General features: G+C 61.7%; 18 protein-coding genes. 11 read left to right on the plus strand and 7 right to left on the minus strand.

All coding sequences use genetic code 11. From position 1 onward, the window contains the following. Positions 1 to 41 precede the first annotated feature (41 nt). The 6 genes from AFE_RS08580 to AFE_RS16110 all read right to left on the minus strand — a co-directional run bounded on the left by AFE_RS08580 (position 42) and on the right by AFE_RS16110 (position 5,786). Positions 42 to 1,298 carry an NAD(P)/FAD-dependent oxidoreductase gene (locus AFE_RS08580; protein ID WP_012536802.1) on the minus strand — a complete coding sequence of 419 codons (1,257 nt, stop codon included), beginning with the start codon at positions 1,296 to 1,298 and terminating at the stop codon, positions 42 to 44. Then, entirely contained in the window at positions 1,291 to 2,448 is a 1,158-nt protein-coding gene (locus tag AFE_RS08585) for an MFS transporter (RefSeq protein WP_012536803.1), read from the minus strand. Before AFE_RS08585 ends, AFE_RS08580 begins: the two co-directional genes overlap by 8 nt. Next, on the minus strand, positions 2,445 to 3,977 hold the full coding sequence (locus AFE_RS08590; RefSeq protein ID WP_012536804.1) for a GMC oxidoreductase: 1,533 nt from the start codon (positions 3,975 to 3,977) through the stop codon (positions 2,445 to 2,447). Before AFE_RS08590 ends, AFE_RS08585 begins: the two co-directional genes overlap by 4 nt. Then, positions 3,967 to 4,752, minus strand: coding sequence for a glucose 1-dehydrogenase (locus AFE_RS08595; RefSeq protein WP_012536805.1), 786 nt, complete (start codon positions 4,750 to 4,752; stop codon positions 3,967 to 3,969). The genes AFE_RS08590 and AFE_RS08595 overlap by 11 nt, the downstream gene beginning before the upstream one ends. Then, positions 4,749 to 5,291 carry a hypothetical protein gene (locus AFE_RS08600; protein WP_012536806.1) on the minus strand — a complete coding sequence of 181 codons (543 nt, stop codon included), beginning with the start codon at positions 5,289 to 5,291 and terminating at the stop codon, positions 4,749 to 4,751. The genes AFE_RS08595 and AFE_RS08600 overlap by 4 nt, the downstream gene beginning before the upstream one ends. Before the next feature lie 72 nt (positions 5,292 to 5,363). Beyond that, the gene (locus AFE_RS16110) at positions 5,364 to 5,786 is read right to left on the minus strand and encodes a hypothetical protein (RefSeq protein WP_146235805.1); all 423 of its coding nucleotides are present in this window, start codon (positions 5,784 to 5,786) and stop codon (positions 5,364 to 5,366) included. On the opposite strand from AFE_RS16110, the gene AFE_RS08605 reads away from it, so the two are divergent. From AFE_RS08605 to AFE_RS08625, 5 genes are all read left to right on the plus strand, one after another. After that, on the plus strand, positions 5,785 to 6,114 hold the full coding sequence (locus tag AFE_RS08605; protein ID WP_012536807.1) for a 4a-hydroxytetrahydrobiopterin dehydratase: 330 nt from the start codon (positions 5,785 to 5,787) through the stop codon (positions 6,112 to 6,114). The genes AFE_RS16110 and AFE_RS08605 overlap by 2 nt on opposite strands. 554 nt (positions 6,115 to 6,668) lie before the next feature. Further along, positions 6,669 to 6,893, plus strand: a complete 225-nt coding sequence (locus AFE_RS08610) for a CopZ family metallochaperone (protein WP_009568883.1) — start codon at positions 6,669 to 6,671, stop codon at positions 6,891 to 6,893. A 260-nt stretch (positions 6,894 to 7,153) separates the two neighbouring features. After that, positions 7,154 to 7,345: a hypothetical protein gene (locus tag AFE_RS08615; RefSeq protein WP_009568881.1), complete on the plus strand. Its 192-nt coding sequence runs from the start codon at positions 7,154 to 7,156 to the stop codon at positions 7,343 to 7,345. A 137-nt stretch (positions 7,346 to 7,482) separates the two neighbouring features. Then, positions 7,483 to 7,749, plus strand: coding sequence for a superinfection immunity protein (locus AFE_RS08620; RefSeq protein ID WP_009568880.1), 267 nt, complete (start codon positions 7,483 to 7,485; stop codon positions 7,747 to 7,749). A gap of 123 nt (positions 7,750 to 7,872) precedes the next feature. Then, the gene (locus AFE_RS08625; RefSeq protein WP_009568879.1) at positions 7,873 to 8,370 is read left to right on the plus strand and encodes an AAA family ATPase; all 498 of its coding nucleotides are present in this window, start codon (positions 7,873 to 7,875) and stop codon (positions 8,368 to 8,370) included. On the opposite strand, the gene AFE_RS08630 is transcribed toward AFE_RS08625, so the two are convergent. Beyond that, the gene (locus tag AFE_RS08630; RefSeq protein WP_012536808.1) at positions 8,371 to 8,790 is read right to left on the minus strand and encodes a DUF2147 domain-containing protein; all 420 of its coding nucleotides are present in this window, start codon (positions 8,788 to 8,790) and stop codon (positions 8,371 to 8,373) included. Between the two features lie 195 nt (positions 8,791 to 8,985). On the opposite strand from AFE_RS08630, the gene lexA reads away from it, so the two are divergent. From lexA to pepN, 6 genes are all read left to right on the plus strand, one after another. Beyond that, the gene (gene lexA / locus AFE_RS08635) at positions 8,986 to 9,603 is read left to right on the plus strand and encodes a transcriptional repressor LexA (RefSeq protein WP_009568876.1); all 618 of its coding nucleotides are present in this window, start codon (positions 8,986 to 8,988) and stop codon (positions 9,601 to 9,603) included. Continuing rightward, positions 9,600 to 10,244, plus strand: a complete 645-nt coding sequence (gene imuA, locus AFE_RS08640) for a translesion DNA synthesis-associated protein ImuA (RefSeq protein ID WP_012536809.1) — start codon at positions 9,600 to 9,602, stop codon at positions 10,242 to 10,244. Before lexA ends, imuA begins: the two co-directional genes overlap by 4 nt. Before the next feature lie 6 nt (positions 10,245 to 10,250). Then, positions 10,251 to 11,663, plus strand: a complete 1,413-nt coding sequence (locus tag AFE_RS08645; protein ID WP_012536810.1) for a Y-family DNA polymerase — start codon at positions 10,251 to 10,253, stop codon at positions 11,661 to 11,663. Then, on the plus strand, positions 11,641 to 14,703 hold the full coding sequence (locus AFE_RS08650) for an error-prone DNA polymerase (RefSeq protein WP_012536811.1): 3,063 nt from the start codon (positions 11,641 to 11,643) through the stop codon (positions 14,701 to 14,703). Before AFE_RS08645 ends, AFE_RS08650 begins: the two co-directional genes overlap by 23 nt. A gap of 156 nt (positions 14,704 to 14,859) precedes the next feature. Beyond that, the gene (gene dsbG, locus AFE_RS08655; protein ID WP_012536812.1) at positions 14,860 to 15,711 is read left to right on the plus strand and encodes a thiol:disulfide interchange protein DsbG; all 852 of its coding nucleotides are present in this window, start codon (positions 14,860 to 14,862) and stop codon (positions 15,709 to 15,711) included. Further along, positions 15,699 to 18,335, plus strand: coding sequence for an aminopeptidase N (pepN, locus tag AFE_RS08660; RefSeq protein ID WP_225487641.1), 2,637 nt, complete (start codon positions 15,699 to 15,701; stop codon positions 18,333 to 18,335). The genes dsbG and pepN overlap by 13 nt, the downstream gene beginning before the upstream one ends. Positions 18,336 to 18,362: the final 27 nt, after the last annotated feature.

An 18,362-nucleotide genomic window follows, 5' to 3' on the forward strand; every position in this document is an offset into this window, starting at 1 on the left:
CTGCCGGGCCGGATTTTATGCCGGGAGGGCTGGGCATGAGCTCACGGATCGGAAGAATCGGGAGGAGAGCGAATGATTTCCACGGCGGCGCTGTGGCGCAGATAATCCGTTCCCCAGTCGAGGAGGGTGAGCAGGCGATTGCGGGTGCCGATGATGTGGTAGAGGTGCAGCCCCAGCCAGAGCAGCCAGGCACTCCAGCCATGCCAGTGCAGATGCCAGCGTTCGATCTCGCAGACCGCATCGAAACGGCCGATGACGGCCATGCTGCCAGGGTCCCGGTAGGCGAAAGGGGGAGGGAGGGGCCGCCCTTGCCGTTGGGATTGCAGCACTAGGGCGACGTGGCGGGCACTCTGCAGGGCAAAGGGTGCAACCTGGGGCCAAAATTCACCGTTACTGCTACAGGCCAGGTCGCCGAGGATGAAGACCTCGGGGTATTCCGGCAGGCGCAGGTGGGGATCGACGATGATTCGTCCACCGGGTCCCCGGGCACCGGGCATGGTGGCCGCCAGAGGATTGGCCGTTACGCCGGCGGTCCAGACGAGGGTACGGGCAGGAATAGCCGGGTCCGGCTGGCATTGCACCATTTGCCCGTCAAATCCCTGGACATGGGTGTGAAAGCGCAGTTGGGCGCCGAGTTTTTGCAGCTTGCGGGCGGCTTGGCCCTGCAGGGGCGCGGAAAAGCCGGGAAGCAGGGCGGCGCTGCCCTGCACCAGGGTGACTTGCAGATCTTCCAGGCGCAATTCCGGGTAGTCGCGGGGGAGCACGACGCGCAGGAGCTCCAGCAGGGCAGCGCAAAATTCCACCCCGGTGGGGCCGCCTCCGGCAATGACGAAGCTGAGCCAGCGCTGCTGTTGGGCGGGGTCTGTGCAGTGGCTGGCTGCCTCCAGAGCACTGAAGATGTGCGAACGAACCGCTTCCGCCGCTTCCATGCCTTTGATCTGCAGGGCATGGTTGGCGATGGCGGCATTGCCGAAAAAGTTGGTGACGGTGCCGAGGGCGATGAATAGGTAATCATAGGAAAGGATGTCACCGTCATCGAGCAGGATCGAACGCTGGGGGAGGCGCAATCGGGCGACCCGTCCCAAGCGAAAATGCAGGCCGCCGCGCAGGAGGCGCCTTTGCGGCGTGGCGATGGCCTCCGCCTGGAGATCTCCGGCGGCCACCTGGTAGAGGAGGGGCTGGAAGAGATGATAATTGCGCTGGTCGATCAGGGTCACCTCCAGCCCTTGACCCCGGAGCGCGCGTGCGGCGGCGGTGCCGGCAAAACCGCCGCCGAGAATGAGAACACGTTCAGTCATGGGGCCTGGTCCCTTGGGCATGGGCAGGCTGGCTGTTGCGCCAGGCCAGCCAGACGAGGGGGATGGCCCAGAGGGCCGAGAGGGTATAGATGGGGCCGAGGCGGAGCAGATCCTGCAGGGGGCCAAGCCCGAAGGAGCCGATGCCTTCGCCCACCATGAGGGCCCCGACTAGAAGCCCGGCCATCTGGGTGCCTTCTTCGGGGTGGGCGGCAATGCCGTAGGCCATGCTGTAGGGATAGTAGATGCCGCAGGCGACCCCGGCGGCGGTGAACGCCATGAGCAGGGCGCTGGCGGTGATGAGCTGGGGGATGAGCAGGAAGCACGCGGCCATCCCCAGGGGGGCGAGCAGATAGACGATCCGGCGGTGCAGCAGGCGGTTGGGAATGAAGCCCAGGGCAAAGCGCGCGGCGGTCATGCCGCCCCAGAAGAGGGCCAGGGCGAGGGCGCCGCTGGCGGCGGGCAGACCGCGGTTGACGCTCACCAGGACATTGGCCCAACTGCCGAAGCTGCCTTCGCAGATGGCGTAGATCAGCACAGCACCGGCAAAGGGGAGCATGGAACGACGCCAGGCGCGCAGGCCGCCCAGCTCCGCTGGACCAGCGGCGGCAATGGGCAGCAGGAGCAGGGCCAGCCAGGCAAGGGCGAGGAGGGCCGGCCAGCCGGCCCAGCCGATGCTGCTATGAAAGCCTTCGAGGATCAGGGGCGAGATTGCGGTGGCGCCGCCGATGACGGCGTTGAGGATGGTCACCGCCGCTGTGGCGGCTCCGGCAAAGAGAAGGGAGGCGGAGCGGTTGATGGCGGCGTTGGTGAGGCCGAAGCCGATGCCGAGAAGGAGGGTTTCGGCAAGGATCAGTCCATACGCGAGGCCGCTGTCCGTAAAGGCGGCGGCTACCAGCAGGAACATGGCGGCGGCGTTGCTCAGCGCCCCCAGGCGAAAGACGCCGGAGCCACCGAGGCGGCTGTGGATGCTGCCGGCGGCAAGGGCGCTGAGGATGGCGCCGATGATCTCGGGGAAATATAAGAATCCATAGGCGCTGCTGCCGAAAGCGTAGGGAGCCTGGTGCAGGATGTGGCCCAGGGCGGGGACCATGACGAAGGCCGCCCCCTGCAAAAAGCCCGCGGTGTAGACGGCGGCGGCGCCGCGTTTCACGCCCAGGCCCCTGTTTTGAAGCGTTCGGCCAGATGCGCGGCGACGCGGATGGCATTGGCCATGATGGTGAGGGAGGGGTTGACCGCGCTGATGGAGGGCATGAAGGAGGCGTCCACGACATAGAGGTTGGCGAGGTCATGGGCCCTGCACCAGGGATCCAGGACACTGTCCGCAGGGTCTTCGCCAAAACGGCAGGTGCCCACCTGATGGGCAGTGGCGGAGATGTCCATGGCCTGAAAGAAGACCATGGGAAAGCCGGCCTGGTGGAGAATCTTGCGCCATTGGTCACAGAGGCGCTGGTGGCTTTCGCGGTTTTTGGGTTGCCACGCGAGGCGGATATGGCCGTCGCTGTCGAGGGTGACCCGGTTGCCGGCGTCGGGCAGGTCTTCGGTGGTGAGCCACCAGTCCACGGAGTGGCTGGCGGTCCAGGCGACGAGGGGAATGGGGAGCAGGGGCTGTTGGGCATGGAGCAGCGCCGGCGTGACCTTGCCGAGATTCTGGATGTGGCCGAGGGGATAGGGATAATCGGGGTCGCCCGAGTCGTCGTAAAAATCGTTGATGGCCAGGGTTTTCTGGAAGACGGTGGTGTTTTCCTGGGCGGCTTTGAGGGCCATGCAGGCGCTATTGAGATGGCACATGTAGTTGCGCCCGACCTGATCGCTGCTGTTGGCGAGACCTTGGGGCGCGGCGGCATCGGCGGAGGCGAGGAGGAGGGCGGCGGAGTTTACGGCGCCGGCGGCAAGGACGACGACGCGGGCGCGCAGGGTGCCCTGATCGGTTTCCACACCTTCCACACCCCTGCCGTCGCCGCCAGGCAGCAGGCGCAGGACGCGATGCCGGGTGAGCAGGCGGACGTTGGCGTGGGCCAGGGCGGGGGTGACACCGCAGACTTCGGCATCGCCCTTGGCGTGCAGCAGGCAGGGGAAGCCGTCACAGGTGGGACAACGCACGCAAGGGCTATGGGCGGGGTCTTCCTCGTTGCGGTGGAGGGCGAGGGGGAGGGGAAAGGGGTGCAACCCCATATTCCGCAATTTTTGCTCCAGGGCTGCGAGGAGGGGCTCGTGGGGGAAAGGGGGGAAGGCGAAGGGACCGCGGGGCGGTTCCAGGGGATCGGCACCGGCCTGACCGTGGGTGAAGTACCAGGCCTCGGCCTGGTCATAGTGGGGCGCGAGATCGGCGTAGGCGATGGGCCAGGCGGGGGTGAGGCCGTCGCGATGGTGACGGGGAAGGAAATCTTTTTCGCGCCGGCGCAAAACGGCCGCCCCGTAGAACTTGGTGTTGCCCCCCACATGATAGCCGGTAACGGGGGTGAAAATCTGGCCGTCGCCATCGTGCCACTGTTCAGGGGTATGGTAGCGGTGTTCGGCAAAGACGGTGTGTGGGTCCCAGTTGCCCCATTCGCGGGGGAGGTAGTCGCCGCGTTCGAGGATGAGGATGGACAGTCCTGATGGGGCGAGGGCGCGGGCCAGGGTGCCGCCGCCGGCGCCGCTGCCGATGATGATCACATCGGCGTCGAGGTTAGCCGCCATGACGGAAATCGGGGTAGATGAGCATGCCGCCATCGACGGCGATGGTGGTGCCGGTAACGTAGCTGGCCAGGTCGCTGGCGAGGAAGGCCGCGACATGGCCGATCTCCTCCGGCGTGCCAAGGCGTTCCATGGCGATCTTGTCGTCGAGATCCTTGAGGCTATCGGGGTTGCCCCAGACGGCTTTGTTGATGGGGGTCTTGATAGCGCCGGGGGCGATGGCGACCACGCGGATGCCCTTGTCGGCCGTTTCCTGGGCAAGGGTCTTGGTGAACATGGAGAGTCCCGCCTTGGCGCTGGTGTAGGCGCTGTAGCCCTCCCAGGGAATGAACTCGTGTACCGAGGTGATGTTGATGATGACGCCGCAACCGCATTTTTCCATGCGCGGGATGGCGGCGCGGGCACAGTAGTAAGGGCCCACGAGATCGACGGCGAGGACTTTTTCCCAGAGCTGCGGGTCATCGTCGCCGACGACGGCGCGGGGACCATCCATGCCCGCGTTGTTGACGAGGATGTCGAGACCGCCAAAGGCGCCGTCGATCTCCCGCAGCAATCTTTCGACGGCGGCCGGATCGGAGATGTCGGCCTGGAATGCCTGCGCCTTGCCGCCTTTGCCCTGGATGGCGGCGACGACTTGCTCGGCCTCGGCCTGCCCCTTGCGGTAATGAACGGCGACTTGGGCGCCGGCGGCCGCCAGGATTTCGGCGATGGCCTGGCCGAGGCCGCCGCTGGCGCCGGTGACCAGGGCACGGCGTCCGGTGAGATCGATGGCAATCATGCGTTTTCTCCTTGCAGGGTGATGCTGAAGTCCTCGCCCTGCCACTGGCCGGTATCCCGCCAGTAGAAGGGGAAGTGGAGCGTGGTTCCGGCAGCCATTGTCTGCGTGGGCAAAATAGCGACATGGCCGAGATCCCAATCTTCCGACAGGGTGTCCGTGGGGTCTTGCCAGCCATCGACTCCCCGATGCACCGTAAAGGGTGCCGAGAGCAGGAAACGCAACTCATTGCCGGTGGGCATTTGCCGGAAGCGCCAGTGGGTGATGGCGGGTAAAGGGACGACCGGATCGTCGATCTGCAATTGCGGCTCGGGCAAGGCCTTGAGCTCCTGCCAGAAACCCTTGCCATCGGCAATGATCAAACCCATGTCCCGGACCTGGGGGACGTCGATGCGCGGATAAAAGACCTCCGTGACAATGCCCTTGCCGACGGTGAACCAGAGCCGGGCCGGGCCGGGGGCGGTGCCGACGAGGGCTTTTTGGGCGGTGGACCAGACCGGATGGCGCCAGGTGGCGCTGGGGGCTTTGCTCGCTGCTTCCATGGCGTGCTTTCCTTCCAATGCGCGCGGGGGGGAGGGGGTCCGTAACCTATAGCAGAGTATAGGAGATATTGATCAGGCAGGACGGCGGCGATGCGGGAATCCATCGCTGCTGCCATGGGCGGAAAATGATGCATTGCCGTACCAGCCAGTGAATTCCCCTTTTTGCCTGCGGAATATCCGACAGCTTTTTGCGCCGGGAAGTTCCATCGGATCCGGGAAACGATTTTTCAACCAATAACGCCGATACGGGCCCAATGTCTGCTTTTGGTGGAATGCAAGAAACCGGTTTGTTCGTGCGGCGGAGCAGCCTGATGTCTTGCAAAGCAGCGCATCGGCCAAGGATCGCATCAAGGATCGAGAGAAAGATAAAGTGGCTGAGAAAACATCTGGCCAGTCGAGCCGGAAGATGGCGCGCCGATCTGCCGTGGCTTGACCCGTCTCCATTATCCTTCTACCGTTTTTTGCAGGACCTGAAAGCAAAAAGGAGATAGCCATGGACCAAGATCTTCAACATGCGCATTGCGTACCCTGTGAGGGTGGGGTTGCGCCCCTGGACGCGGAACGGGTAGGACTTCTATTACGCTCCCTATCCCAATGGCAAGTGGCCGGGCAGGCGATCCGCCGGGAGTTTCGTTTCAAAAACTTTTACGAGACCATGGCCTTTGTGAATGCCGTGGCATGGATCTCGCACCGGGAGGACCATCACCCGGACCTGGAGCTGGGTTATAACCGCTGCGTCGTCCATTACAGTACCCACGCCATTGGCGGCCTTTCGGAAAATGACTTCATCTGCGCCGCCCGGGTGGATGCGCTGCTGACATGATGGGGGCGGGAAGGGCGCGTCCGTGAGGCGCTTATCGCCTTGCTCCTGGTGGCGATCCTGGGGGGCGCTCTGATTGTGGTTGTAGCCAGGGGGCAGCGACTCGTGCGGACTGCCATGCCGACCATCACCTTGCCGTCGCTGCGAAGTCCGCCCTGATCCAGGGGGACAAAGGCGTCCGATATCTTGTCGGAGGATCGCTGGAACGACATAAGAAACAGTAACTTAAAATTTTTTCTAGGTGTTTTTGTTTTTGTGGGCCAATCCAGGGCTGGTCGCGGTGGTGCATCTGACCGCGACCGGGACATTATTTCTTCACGCCTGTACTTCGGATTCGATACTACCTGACCAATAGGTACGGGGCATGGGTTCTTGACATTACACCAAGCTTCAATGTTTACCATGGCCTAGTGGTGGGTTATACGCAGAGTATCGGTGGTTATCCGTGGCCGAGGTTTCACTCCGGTACCTGGCTGACGCCCTGCGCAATCGAATGGCAGTTCATACGGGCAGTTTCATTAATTCCTTTACACCTAACTTTCAACAGGAGAGAACCCATGAGCGATATCAGATTGAAGATCACCGGCATGACCTGCGGACACTGCGTGCGGGCCGTGACCAAGGCGCTGGAAGGCATACCTGGTGTGGAAAAGGCGGACGTTACGCTGGAGCCGGGAGAAGCCGTGGTGCATGGTCTGGCGGACACCGCCACGCTGATCGCCGTGATCAGGGAGGAAGGCTATGAGGCGGAAGAGTGCAAAAAGTCACAGAGCGGATCGTAGCTGCAAATAGCTTGGGATAAGCCGGGCGCAGCGGCCTGGCGCACCGGAAACAGGCGCATGACGGATTCACGACAAAGCAACTATATGATTTTCCATTGTTATAAGAGGGATGGACAGTTTCCTGTCGCTGACACCGGACAGTTTTATGGCAGGAAATATCACCCGAATTCCGCAGAACTCCTATAAAAACAATGGGTATTTGGATTGGCATGAATATTGATACTGCAGATTCGCAGTTTCAACCTTGAGGAGTAAGCAACATGTCCATGAAAACTTCTGCTATTGCTATTGTCATGATGTCAGCCTTCGCAGTTTCCACCGCCTTTGCGGCGACACCGGCCAAGGCTCCGGCGAAGCACCCAGCCAAGGTGGCCACGCACAAGGCCGTCGCGCACAAGGCCGTCGCGCACAAGGCTCCTGTGAAAAAAGCCACAGCCAAGAAAGGTTACTAAGGGGAACTTCCCTAAATAGGACAAAGGGGCCTTCGGGCCCCTTTTTTATTTGGGGGAGCGGGTATCAGGCCCATTTCAGGGGTGCCAATCTGCTCAAATTCGCTATATGATTGGCGCGTAAACAGAAAGGAACTCCCATGTTGCACTGGATCACCGACAGCCGCGCCGGTTTTGTGGCGTTACTGATGGTCGCCTTCATCGTGGCGATAGGTGTGTATGTGTTACCCGCTCTGATGGCCTGGAGCATGGATAGCCCGCACCGGATACCCATCACCCTGCTGGATCTGTTGCTCGGCTGGACTGTCCTCGGCTGGGTTGCCGCGCTGATCTGGGCGGTCATGAGTGGCAATGGCGATAGTTTTGACGACGACCGTCCACCCCGCCGCCAGGAGCCCTGGATGTGATAGAGTCCAGGTCGGGACGGCGATGCTTGCGGCATGGATGCTCTGCACACTCATCCCGGAATCATCAGCGTCAGGAAATGATATGAACACCGCAGTGACTACGGGCTTGCCGCAACCGGGCGGATGCCTGATTTGAAAATATCTCCATTGGTCATTTTCACCGTGGGTACCGCGGCCTCTGGTAAAAGCACCTGGGCGCGATCGGTGCAGTCCCGTTATACGGGATTGCGTATCGCCGTCATCGAAAGAGACGAGATCCGGGTTTCCCTGCACGAGGGGAGGATCGAGGGGGTTTTTTCCTGGCTGGCGTGGAATCCTGCCCTGGAAGGCAAGGTCCAGCGGCTTTGGGAACAGCGGGTGCGGGGTGCCATCGGTACGCACGATGTCCTTGTCCTTGCCGACACCCATCTGGATGTCGGCGATCTGGCAAAAAAAGCACAATGGTTGCGGGATCAGGGAGTCACGGAGATGTCTGTGCATTACTTCCCGGCCTTGCCGCTGATGGAGCTCATCCGCCGCGATCGGGGAAGGGGCCACCCGGTGGGTGGCGAAGTGCTCAGGGAGCACATCAAAAAGCTGGAGCCGGAGGACCGCTACTGGGAGGCTGTGGATGGCCTTTAACTACCGCGATTTAGATGGAACCTTGGTCCAGATGGTGTTGCCGCCGAGCCACGAAAAGCCGACATAACCGTACACCTTGAGCTTGCGGGAATCCAGAGTCGTCAGTGTGCCATGGTAGTAGGTTTTGCTGTTCGGGTCGTAAATGCGGCCCTTAGCCCATTCTCCCGGACGTCTGGGTACGAAGTCCGCCAGAATTTGCGGCTGACCCTCGGCGCGGGCCTGCTGCACAGTTTCCTGCATATGCCTCACGCTCTGTCCGAAGAGCACCCCATTTTTTGCGTAAATGCGGATATACCCGTTGCCCCCCGCAGTTTGCCACAAGCCGGTAATGCTCCCGCGTTCTGTGCCTGCAAAAGCGATACCGATACTCCCCAAAAGTAGCCCGGTGAGAATAAAGCAACGAGCTAAAAGACGTTTCATTCCTTGACCTTCCCAGCCTTGTATCCCTACCTGCAAATTTTATGTTGTAAAATTTTAACAATATCAGCAACGACTGGCAACTACGGCCGAATGGCGGCGCTGTCCCGCATCGGGCCTTGCATTCCGTAGCAATACTGTATAAAAATATAGCCATCGCCAGAGATGGCGGTTCCGCTGGCCCTCAGGAGATATTGCATGGATGAACTTACCCCCCGGCAGTCCGAAATTCTCGCCTGGATTCGTGCCCGCATGGCGGAAGACAGCCTGCCGCCTACCCGTGCGGAGTTGATGCGGGCCTTTGACTTCCGTTCACCCAATGCTGCCGAAAGTCACCTGCGGGTATTGGCGCGCAAGGGCTATATCCTGCTGCAGAGTGGTACGGCCAGGGGCATCCGCCTCTGTGCAAGCGAAGAAGAAACCGGGTTGCCGCTGATCGGGCGAGTGGCCGCCGGGCAACCCATGCTGGCCGAAGAGTTCCGGGAGGGACAGTTGCCCGTCGACCCAAAGCTCTTTTCGCCAGGGGCCGATTACCTGTTGCGGGTGCAGGGCATGAGTATGCGTGATGCCGGCATTCTCGATGGCGATATTCTCGCCGTCCGTCATGACGCCTCGCTCACTCTCCAGGACGGTCAGATGGTCGTGGCCCGGGTCAACGGCGAGGTGACGGTCAAACGCTGGAAGCGGGATGGCAAGCAGGTCTGGCTGCTGCCGGAAAACCCGGATTTCTCTCCTATTTCTGTGGATTTGCAACGCGATAGTCTGACAATAGAAGGCGTGGTGGTCGGACTGCTGCGTATTGGAGGCAACTTATGAATCCATCCGTACATAAAACCGCCGTCAACACCCTGTTGAACAATCATCCCCGGCACTTGTGGCGGGGTCTGAATGATCAGCGGACGCCGGGCGTGGCGACGCACTGGCCGGATCTGGAGCGGTTGGTAGGTAGCTGGCCACGTGGCGCCATCACTGAAGTGGTCAGTGCTCTGGACGGTATCGGAGAACTGCGCCTGGTGCTGCCCGCCGTGGCGGAACTGAGTCAGCGCGAGGCGCGCTGGATACTCTGGGTCGCGCCCCCGCATATCCCCTATCCGGCGGCGCTGGCGGCCGCGGGTGTCGATCTTGCGCGGATGCTGGTGCTGCATCCACGCAAGGATCAGAATACGCTCTGGGCGCTGGAACTGGCTCTGCGTTCCGGCAGTTGCAGCGCGGTGCTGGCCTGGCCGCCGACTCTACAAGATGTCCAGTGGCGTCGCCTGCAATTGGCGGCCGAGGCGGGCAATAGTCTGGCCTTCTTCTTTTTCCGACAAAGCAACGCCGCTGCGGTACCCGTTGCCTTGCGTCTGGATCTGCACCCTGCCCCGCAAGGAATCGACGTGAACGTCCGTAAACGTCGTGGTGCCATGCCGACGCGGGGTATGGTGGCGCTCAGCGACCAACTGGCGCTGGCGTTCTGAAACCCCATGCGCTGGCTGGCGGTACAGTTTCCGCGTTTGGGCGTGGAGCTTCGGGAGCGGGTGCAGGCGGAAGCGGCCGCGCTGGCGCTGGTGGACATGCAGGGCAGTGCTGGAACCTTGTTGCAGGTCAACGCGACAGCGCTTCAGGCGGGACTGCGAACGGGCATGACGACGGCACGGGCCTTGGCCATGCTCCCGGAACTGCAACTCTGTACCCGCGACCCGGCTGCCGAAGTGCAGGCGCTCAGCCACTGGGCCAGGCTGCTTTATAGTCTGGCACCACGGGTAGTGCTGCTGGAGGAGATGTCCCCCGCCCTGGCGGTGGATATCTCCGGTAACACCCGCCTGCGGCAGGATGACACATTGTTGCAGGTCGTGGCGGCATGGGCTGCTGCGACGCGGCTGAGTGTGCGTACCGGGGTGGCTCCGACCCCTCTGGGGGCCGCTTTGCTGGCGCAGTGGCAAGGTGCCGGTTCCCGTTCCGGCTCTTGCCTGGAGCCTACCGACTGGGCGTTGCTCTGGCCGCAAATCCCCATAACCTTGTTGCCCTGTGCCGTCGCCACCCGTGCGGCCCTATTGGCCCTGGGGGTTCGTCATTGCGCCCAGCTTCAGGCCCTGGATCGTGCCGATCTGGTCAGGCGCCTTGGTCCCGAATCCTTGCATGTGCTGGATCGTCTGAGCGGCAGGATAGACGATCCGCGTCCCGCATTGTCTTTCCCGGTGGATCCGGAAGTTTCCATCCCGCTGTACGATGAAATCCGCCACTGGGAAGGTCTGCGCTTTGCCCTGCACCGTGCTTTACAGGATCTTCAGCTTCTTCTCCGGACGCAGGCGCAAGCCAGCCGCTCCTGGCTGCTGCAGTTGCAGGGTCGTGAGCGGCAATGGTCTTCCACGCTGGAAGTGCGCGATCCTACCACGAATGTGGAGACACTGTTGACGCTCTGGCAATGGCGGTTACAACAACAGCCTCTGGATTTTGCCGTGCATACCCTGCACCTGCAGGCACTGGCGCCGCAACACTGGCCTGGGCGTCAGGCAACCTGGTGGCAGGACGGGGTGGAGGAGGCGCGCTGGCAGTTGGTGGAGCAATTGCGTCAGCGTCTGGGTGACGTTGCGGTGCATGCCGTCGCCGGAGTTGCGGATCACCGCCCGGATTACGCCTGGCAGAAGGTGCCACCGGGAGCTGGACAGGGAGAGGCCAATGCCGCTCGTCCCCTCTGGTTGCTGGCGCAGGCACTGCCGCTCCATGCCCCACCGCTCCTTCCGCCGGCGCAGGTAGAACGTATCGAAGGCGGCTGGTGGGATGGCCAGGATCAGAGCCGGGATTACTTCCGCTGGCGGCATCCTGGCGGGGCTCTGTGCTGGGTGTATCGAGACCGGCGTCAGGGGTGTTTCTATGTGCAGGGCTATTTTGCCTGAGTACGCCGAGCTCCACTGTCTCAGCGCACTGAGTTTTTTACGGGGTGCCAGTGCCGTGGAAGACCTGCTGGACCGTGCCCAGGCGCTGGGATACCGTGCCCTCGCCATTACCGAGGAGTGTTCCCTGGGCAGCGCGGCGCGAGCCCACAGCCATGCCTGCAATATCGGTTTTCCGCTGATACTGGGCAGTGAAATCGCCCTGACCGATGGTCCGCGCATCGTCCTGCTGGTGCAGGAGCATGACGGTTATGTCGCGCTATCCCGCTTCATCACCCGCGCCCGGGGGCGGGCGGGAAAAGGCCATTATCAGGCCCGCATGGCGGATTTGCCGGAACTTGTGGGTTGTCTGGCCATCATTCTCCCTGATTCGCAAAGCCTGCGCTTCGATGTTGCCGGCGCCATCGCCGTAAGGGATTGTCTTGGCGCCGAAAATGTCTGGCTGGGCGCGGAGCTCCTGCGTGGCGGCGATGACGCGGCGCAACTTCGGGAGGTGTTGGAGCAGGGCAGGGCGCTGAATATTCCTTGTCTGGCTTGCGGGGATGTCCACATGGACCGGCGCAGCCGTCGTTTTTTGCAGGATGTGCTCACTGCCATCCGCCTGCGGCGTCCGCTGGCAGATCTGGGCTGGGCACTGGCCCGTAATGGCGAGCGCCACCTGCGCCCGCGCTCCGTACTGGCGGAGATCTATCCTCCGGAGCTGCTGGTCGAAACCTTGCGGGTGGCAGAGCGCTGTCAATTTTCTCTCGATAGTCTCGTTTATCGCTACCCCGATGGGGCCTGTCCCGCAGACCAGCAGCGAGATGATTATCTCGCCGAACTGGCCAGGCAAGGTCTGCAACGGCGTTATCCCCAAGGTGTCGCCACGGTGGTAGCCACGCAACTGGAGGCGGAACTGGCACTGGTGCGGGAACTGGATTACGCCGGCTATTTCCTGACCGTCCACGATATCGTCCGATTTGCCAAGGGGCGCGGTATCCTCTGCCAGGGCCGGGGCTCGGCGGCCAATTCGGTCATTTGCTATGCCCTCGGCATTACGGAAGTAGACCCCAGCCGAATGCAACTGCTTTTCGCGCGATTCATTTCCCGCGATCGTCGGGAGCCGCCGGATATTGACGTGGATTTCGAGCATGAGCGCCGCGAAGAAGTCATTCAGTACGTGTTTCAGCATTACGGGCGGGACCACGCCGCGCTGACCGCTACCATCATCCATTATCGGCCGCGCAGTGCCATGCGCGATGCCGCCCGTGCCCTTGGTTTTGCGCCGGTCGAGATTCAGCGCCTCACCCAGGGCCTGGCTTGGTGGGATGGACGCCAAATTCGCCCGGAGCGTTTGCAGGAGCAGGGCTTCGACCCTACCAGCCCGACCATCCAACGCCTGGTCACCGTAGTCAATGCACTGGTCGGTTTCCCGCGTCATCTCTCCCAGCATGTCGGTGGCATGGTGCTCTCTGCGACCCCCCTCAATGCCTTAGTTCCCATCGAACCCGCCGCCATGGCGGAGCGCGCGGTGATTCAGTGGGACAAGGACGATCTCGACGTCCTTGGTATCCTCAAGGTCGATATACTCGCGCTGGGGATGCTGAGCGTGTTGCGCCGTGCCCTCGATGATCTGGGCATGACCCTCGCCGACATCCCTGCCGAAGACCCGGCCACCTACGCCATGCTCCAGCGCGGTGAGAGCCTGGGCGTCTTTCAGGTGGAGTCGCGGGCGCAGATGAGTATGTTGCCGCGCCTCAAACCCCGTTGTTTTTACGACCTGGTGATCGAAGTCGCCATCATCCGCCCCGGCCCTATCCAGGGCGATATGGTGCATCCCTATCTGCGTCGCCGCCAGGGGCTGGAGCCGGTGCGCTATCCTGGACCGGAAGTCAAAAAGGTGCTGGAACGGACCCTGGGTGTGCCGATTTTTCAGGAGCAGGTGATGCAGATTGCCATCGATGCTGCGGGTTTCAGTGGTGACGAGGCTGATGGTCTGCGCCGGGCCATGGCCGCCTGGCGGCGCAAGGGGCATCTCGGCCCTTACAGCGACCGCCTCATCCGCGGTCTCCGTCTGCGCGGCTATTCCGAAGCATTCGCCCAGCGTCTTTGCCAGCAGATTCAGGGCTTCGCCGAATATGGTTTTCCCGAATCCCATGCCGCAAGCTTCGCCCTGCTGGTTTATGCCTCCGCCTGGATCAAGTGCCACCATCCGGCCATATTCGCCGCCGCGCTATTGAACAGCCAGCCCATGGGTTTTTATGCCCCCGCCCAGATCGTGCAGGAGGCCCGCCGCTGTGGCGTTGAGGTATTGTCCGTGGACATCTGCCATAGTGACTGGGATTGTAAGGTACAGGATGGGGCGCTGCGTCTGGGGCTTTGCCTGATCAAGGGCATGTCTCCCAAAGAGGCGGAAAGGCTTCTGCACTGGCGGGCGCAGGGCGGTGCGCTGCACAGCGAGGCGCTTCGCCATGGCCTTGGTCTGTCCGCTGCCGCGCTGCACCAACTGGCATATGCCGGGGCCCTGTCCAGCCTGCACGGGGACCGACATCAGGCCCTGTGGGCGGTGCAGGGCAGCCTGCCCCTGCCCACCGCATTGCCCATGCCGGTGGTACCAGAGCAGGCTCCCGCCCTTCCTGCCGAAACGTCCGCTGCCGCCTGTATTGCCGATTATCAGCAACTGGGCCTGAGCCTTGGTCCCCATCCTCTGCATTTTCTGCGCGAGCGGATCGCCCAAAGTGGCTATCGCCGTATCGCCGAGGTGCGCCTGCAGCACCACGACCGCCCGGATCGTCTCGCCGGTCTGGTCACCCACCGGCAGCGTCCCGGTACAGCCCATGGTACGGTATTCCTGACACTGGAAGATGAGTCCGGTATGATCAATGTCATTGTCTGGCCGCAAAGGGTCGAAGGCTGGCGCCGGGCACTGCTGCAGGGCCGCCTGCTGGGTATCGGCGGTCGGCTGGAGCGCCAGGGTGTCAGTCTTCATTTTATCGCCGACGCCATGGAGGATCTCAGCCCCTGGCTGGGTACACTGAGCACACGCTCCCGGGATTTTTATTAGTCCCGCTACCGAGGAAGTCCCTGCCCAGACAGCGGGTTCCTCTGGTCCGTCCGGCTTTACCAGGATGAGGCCGTCTGGCTTTTACCACGGCCACAGGTTTAGAATCCAAGCGTATCGTCGTTACATCTCGCAAAAACATAAGGACCGTATTCACTCATGGAGAAAAAATCCATCGCGTTGGCCGTAGGCCTTTTTATTATCGGAGGCCTCACCGGCGCCGTCGTGGAACGTTTTGCAGTAATGCCCGGCACAGGATCGGGAGTCAGTCTCGGCACAGCGGCAAGCTTGCTGGAATCCGTGACCCATGGGGAAGCCAAGGCCGAGAAGGTGTTTCCCGGTCCCGGCGGATTGACCGGAATCGAGGTGACTCTGCAGGGCCATCCGACGGTCGCCTTCGCCACCGCGGATGGCCGATACCTGGTTGCCGGCCCCGTCCTGAACAAGCAGGGTGAGGATGAAGCGCACACGGCGATGGTGAAGCTTGGCCTGATTCCCAAACCGGCGAGCGCAGGGGCTTTGGCGGCGAAGGCGGCTGGTGCCGATAGCTTTGTGCTGGGTACAGGCGGACCGGAAATCACTGCTTTCGTCGATCCAAACTGCATTTTCTGCCACAAGTTTTATGAAGAGGCCAAACCGCTGATCGAGGCCGGCAAGCTCAGAGTACGTTATGTGGTGGTGGCTTTTCTCAAGCCGAGCAGCATGCCGAAGGCCGCAGCCATTCTTGGTGCCGCAGACCCCGCTGCCGCCATGGCGAAGAACGAAAAGGGCTTTGATGCGGTGACGGAAGAGGGGGGGATTGCACCGGCGCAAAATCCCGCCGCCGCCACCCTCAGTGCGGTAGAAAACAATACCAGGCTATTGGGTGAAAGCGGTGAAATGGCTACCCCCACCCTGATTTACTGTAATTCAAAGGGTGAGCCGACCTTGGTACATGGCCTGGGCAAAGAGAGCTTCATGGATTTTGCTGCGCATATCGGTAATCTGCAAAATGGAGCGTGCCGGAAGTGAATATCTCGGGATCGAAAGCGACGGTAATCCGGCGTGGAGACTACCAGGCTCCCAGCTATCAAGTCTCCGAAATCGCCTTGGATGTGCGCCTGGATCCAGACAATACCGAAGTACACACCCGCCTTCAGTTGCATCGCATCGCACCGGAGCCGGTCGCGGAACTGCATCTGGATGGCGAGTCTCTGGAACTGTTGGGTCTCCAGCGGGATGGCCAGGCGCTGGCAGAAAGCGCATATCGGCTGACCGAGGGTGGTTTGCTCTTGCTGAATCCTCCGGAAGCCTTCATTCTGGAAAGCAGGGTACGTATCCATCCTCGGGCCAACACCGCGCTTTCCGGTCTCTATCATGCGGGCGGGCAGTTTCTGACCCAATGTGAAGCGGAGGGATTCCGGCGTATCACCTATTACCTGGATCGCCCCGACTGCCTCGCCCGCTTCACGGTGACCCTGCACGCCCCGCAGGACAGTTGCCCGGTATTGCTCGCCAATGGCAACTGTATGGCCACGGGTGTTGAAGAGGGTGGCTGGCACTGGGCCCGCTGGGAAGACCCCTATCCCAAGCCGGCCTACCTCTTCGCCATGGTGGCCGGGGATCTGGCGGTAGTCCGCGACCGGTATCGCACTGCTTCCGGCCGGGAAGTAGCCCTGGAAATCTATGTGGCCGAACGCGATACCGGTGCCTGCGCCCAGGCCATGGACAGCCTCAAACACGCCATGCGCTGGGACGAAGAGGTCTACGGCCGGGAATACGATCTAAACCGCTATATGATCGTCGCTACCGACAGCTTCAATATGGGCGCGATGGAGAATAAAGGCCTCAATATTTTTAATGCCAAGTATGTGCTCGCTAGCCCGGAAACAGCTACGGACAGCGACTATCAGGGTATCGAGTCGGTTATCGCCCACGAATATTTCCACAACTGGACCGGCAATCGGGTGACCTTGCGCGACTGGTTTCAGCTCAGTCTCAAAGAAGGCCTGACGGTGTTTCGCGATCAGGAATTCAGTGCCGATCAAAATTCCCGCGGTGTCCAGCGCATCGGCGATGTACGCCGCCTGCGTGCCGCCCAGTTCCCGGAAGACGCTGGTCCGCTCGCCCACCCGGTGCGGCCCGATGCCTATTCCGAGATCAACAATTTCTACACCGCCACGGTTTATGAAAAAGGCGCCGAATTGGTGCGAATGATGCACACCCTGCTTGGCAATGTGCCATTTCGGAAGGGTATGGATCTGTATTTCGAGCGTCACGACGGCCATGCGGTAACCATAGAGGACTTTATTGCCGCCATGGAAGACGCCAACCAGCGTGACCTCTCCGGATTTCGGCGCTGGTATGGCCAGGCGGGGACGCCCGTGGTACGGGCTACAGGCAGCTACGATCCTGCCCGGCACAGCTATACCCTTACCCTGCATCAGGAAACCCCGGCAACCCCCGGTCAACCCGTGAAAGAGGCGGTGCCGATCCCGGTTCGTATGGCGTTGCTCAACACCCAAGGGCAACGTGTGCCTCTGGAGGTTGTCGGGGGTGCCTCCGAAACGGTATTGTTGCTGGAGCAGTCGGAGCAATCCTGGAACTTTGCGAACTTGCCGGGTCCGGTGATTCCTTCCCTTCTGCGCGGCTTCTCCGCCCCGGTGCGGCTGCAGGACTCTCTGGATGACGACGCCCATGGTTTTCTGGCACGCCACGATGATGATCCCTTCAATCGCTGGGAAAGCATGCAGGACCTTGCTGTAAAAGCCTTGCTCGCCGCTGTGGCGGATTCATCGGTCGCACCATTGCCCATCACATTACGGAACGCCGTCGCAGCGACGCTGGCGGACCGTCAGGTGGACCCCGCCTTTTGTGCCGAACTGTTGACGCTCCCCGGCGAGGATTATATTGGTGAACAGATGCCTGTAGTCGCCGTCGAGGCCATCCACCGGGCCCGGGACGGGATGATGCGTGCCATCGGCAGACATTTCGCAAAGGAATGGACCGGTCTGTATCACGATCTTGCTGCCGCCTATCAGCGCGACGGTCTGTCCATCGGTCGCCGGCGCCTGCGCAACCTGGCTCTGGCTTATCTCATCGCCGGTGAGGGCAACAGCCGCGAAGGAGCGATCCTGCACGCCCGTCAGCAATATATACAGGCCGATAACATGACGGACCGACTGGCAGCTTTCCAGTTGCTGGCGCAACACCGGCATCATGATGCCGAAGACGTCATCCTCGACTTTTACCAAAGGTGGCACGAATACCCGCTGGTGATCGACAAATGGTTTGCCATACAGGCGGCTGCGCCCTACCCGAAAACCTTGCGGCAGGTGGAACATCTGCTGGTGCATCCCGCCTTCGACTGGCGGGTGCCCAATCGGGTGCGTGCGGTACTCGGTGCGTTTGCCGCCAATCCCACGGTTTTCCATGCGGCGGATGGCTCCGGTTATACGTTCTTTGCCGAGCAGATCCGCCGTCTGGATGACATCAATCCGCAGACGGCGGCGCGCCTGGCGACACCCCTCAGTCGTTGGCAGCGTTACGATGCCCCGCGTCAGCAGGCGATGGTGACGGCCTTGAAAATATTGGCTGGTAAGCCTGGGCTTTCCCGCGATCTGGCAGAAGTCATACAGCGTTCCCATCCAGAGTAGACATCGGCATCATGCAAAGAGACTGAA

This window comes from Acidithiobacillus ferrooxidans ATCC 23270 (assembly GCF_000021485.1).
GTDB classification, from domain to species: domain Bacteria; phylum Pseudomonadota; class Gammaproteobacteria; order Acidithiobacillales; family Acidithiobacillaceae; genus Acidithiobacillus; species Acidithiobacillus ferrooxidans.